General features: G+C 60.8%; 3 protein-coding genes. 1 reads left to right on the top strand and 2 read right to left on the bottom strand.

Annotated elements, in window-relative coordinates:
- Together A3AI_RS0141860 and A3AI_RS0141865 are read right to left on the bottom strand one after the other, a co-directional pair.
- A partial coding sequence (locus A3AI_RS0141860) for a type II toxin-antitoxin system HipA family toxin (RefSeq protein WP_024521129.1) occupies window positions 1-828 on the bottom strand: 828 nt, incomplete at its 3' end.
- On the bottom strand, window positions 828-1,235 hold the full coding sequence (locus A3AI_RS0141865) for a helix-turn-helix domain-containing protein (RefSeq protein WP_245287095.1): 408 nt from the start codon (window positions 1,233-1,235) through the stop codon (window positions 828-830). The genes A3AI_RS0141865 and A3AI_RS0141860, both read right to left, overlap by 1 nt.
- Before the next feature lie 395 nt (window positions 1,236-1,630).
- On the opposite strand from A3AI_RS0141865, the gene A3AI_RS49865 reads away from it, so the two are divergent.
- Complete coding sequence (locus A3AI_RS49865) at window positions 1,631-1,951, top strand: hypothetical protein (RefSeq protein WP_024521132.1); 321 nt, start codon at window positions 1,631-1,633, stop codon at window positions 1,949-1,951.
- Window positions 1,952-2,008 lie beyond the last annotated feature (57 nt).

Consider the following 2,008-nt stretch of genomic DNA (forward strand, 5'->3'; position numbering starts at 1 on the left):
GACATCAGCGTTCACGGCACGGGCCGAATGGACAACCTCCTGAAAGTTCACATCTAGGCCTGTCCTCCCAAGCGCCGTTCGAGCGGAGATGTAGGGAATGCGGGCGTTGCCGCGTCGATCGAAGCGCTGAACGAGCGCAACCGGAAATTTCGTGTCGGCAAGTTCCAGTCTGACCGCGGGAGCGCGAATGCCACACATCTTTGCAAGGTCCAGCGTCGCAACCTCGACCTGTTCGATAGGGTGCTGATCATGGACGGAAGTGAACTTGGCTAGCCAGAGAACCTCTCCGTCACGGACGTTGGCTTTGGGCCGAGCACCGCCCGAGCCGCCTGCACCGGCAAGAGCTTGCATTTCCTCAGCCGATATCTCCTTGCCTTGTTCGTAGGCGCGGGCGATGGCAGTGATCGCCTGTAGATCAAGTAGGCGCGGTACCGCGTCGCTGGCCTTTCCGGTGATGATCTTCCCCTGTTCATCGATGAAGCGCAGGGCGCCTTGCCGACATGTATCGTCGGACAGCGTCAGATATTCGAATTCGGAAAGGCCATTGCCATAGACACGTTCGAGAAGTCTGCGTCCCCAGCTATCAGGGGCAGCGTCAGAGAAAACGCCAGCGAGCGCCTCGCGGGAATTGCCAGATTGCGCCGACGCGTGAAACGGCCCGCCATCAAAGGGCATGTTCGGCTGCAACGCGAAGGCACGAGGATCCTTCGTCCAAGCCGGGTCGTAGGCAAAGATCGAAAACTGACGAGGCCCGGTTTGCGTGAAGCGCAGTTCACCGACTCGCGTCAAGCCCTCGCCAAGGGCGACTCGGGCGTAGTATTCGGTCATCAGAAGGCCACGCCGTTCGGATCAACGTCGTCCGATTCGTCTTTCCCAGACTTGTAGTCTTGCCTCTCCTGCTTGCGCAGCGTGGCCGCGTACGATCGGCCACGCTGCGGCAACCGCTCAGAGGTCAACGCCAAACCCAGATCGTCCTTTCGGATATCGACGAGGTCGGCCAACTTCTCGACAAGCCCAAGGGAGACAAGCACGTCTGCGAGCGTACCTACGGCAACTCCCGGATCGCCTCTTTCCAGACGCGCGATAGTGCTAGGCGACGTACCTGCGCGCGCGGCCAAGTCGGCCACGGCCACACGGCGGCTCAGGCGAGCCGATCGGAGGTCGTGACCAAGGCGTTCTAGCGCGGTATTGGATTTCGGCGAACTCATGATGTAGCCATATATGATTAAGAACATGAATTTATCTATCATATATGACTAATTAGTATATCCGGCAATAGCTTACTTAAGTTCCGTTTTGGGTGCGGAACCACCCTTTTTGTGCGGAACTGGCTCGGCATCGACCGACACCATTAGCCCCGACATTCCGGAACTCGCGGGGCCAAACGCGACGCCACCGCCCTCTGGGCCCTGTTCTCCGACTCAATCCCCGGTCTTTCGGCCCGCTTGCTCACAGACGATCGAGCGACGCTTGCAGACGTTCGGGACGCGGTCGTCGGCACGCTCGACACCGCGAATGCCGACGAAACCGTTGTGCTGAGCTTCGCCGGGCACGGATCTCCTGACGGCAGCCTCGTTGCCTCGACACCGATCCTGCTGATCTCGCCGGAACGGCGCTCTCAATAACGGTCTTGGCCGAGGCCTTCCGGACGACCAAAGCCAAGGTTGTGCTCTGTATTCTGGATTGCTGCTTCAGCGGCAACGCACCAGCTCGCGTGCTCGAAACGGCTGCGCGACCGCGAAGCACTTTCGGTCTCGCCGGCATCTCGGGCGAAGGCCGAATCCTGCTCGCGGCGTGCGCTCCGACCGAAGCCGCGTGGGAGCAGCCCGGGACCGGCCACGGCCTGCTGACCTACGCGACGATCAAGGCCATGAGCGAAAGCGACGGCGCACCCGTCAGCTTTCCCGAAGTCGCGGGGAGCTATGGCCGAAACTGGGTGATGACGGGTTGAGAGAGGCGGCGTATCGAGGCGGGTGTCGAGCCTGCCAGAACCTCAAGGAGAGCGATA

Source organism: Bradyrhizobium sp. Tv2a-2 (assembly GCF_000472425.1).
Classification (GTDB): domain Bacteria; phylum Pseudomonadota; class Alphaproteobacteria; order Rhizobiales; family Xanthobacteraceae; genus Bradyrhizobium.

Excerpts from the sequence above, each read along its gene's own strand:
- A3AI_RS0141865 (WP_245287095.1), bottom strand. The coding sequence starts at position 1,235 with ATGTTCTTAATCATATATGGCTACATCATGAGTTCGCCGAAATCCAAT.